Raw genomic sequence first — 263 nt, forward strand, 5'->3', positions numbered from 1 at the left:
CTGCCCAAATCGAACAAAACCTGTACACCGACCCGGAATTTGCCCGGAGTTATGAAAACCAGAAGCAGAACGCACAGGAGAACGGGGAGCCCTTCGTGGAGATGCGCAACCGGGAAATCGTCGCGATGATTGCCTACCTGCAGCGACTGGGTACGGATATCAAAATTGAACAGGGCAGCGAAGTTGCCTCCGAAAAACCATAAGCCATGATGAAATTTGTCAAAAACTATATGGAGACAATCGACGGGGTGGCCAACTACCCG

Annotated in this window: 1 protein-coding gene; it reads left to right on the forward strand. The window is 51.3% G+C overall.

Features of this window, described 5'->3' with window-relative positions; genetic code table 11:
- The coding region (locus ACRHNM_RS17055) for a hypothetical protein (protein WP_431137823.1) at window positions 1–203 on the forward strand (203 nt) is incomplete at its 5' end.
- Between the last annotated feature and the right edge of the window lie 60 nt (window positions 204–263).

Origin of the sequence: Psychroserpens mesophilus (assembly GCF_050617655.1) — a bacterium.
Taxonomy (GTDB): Bacteria; Bacteroidota; Bacteroidia; order Flavobacteriales; family Flavobacteriaceae; genus Psychroserpens; species Psychroserpens mesophilus_A.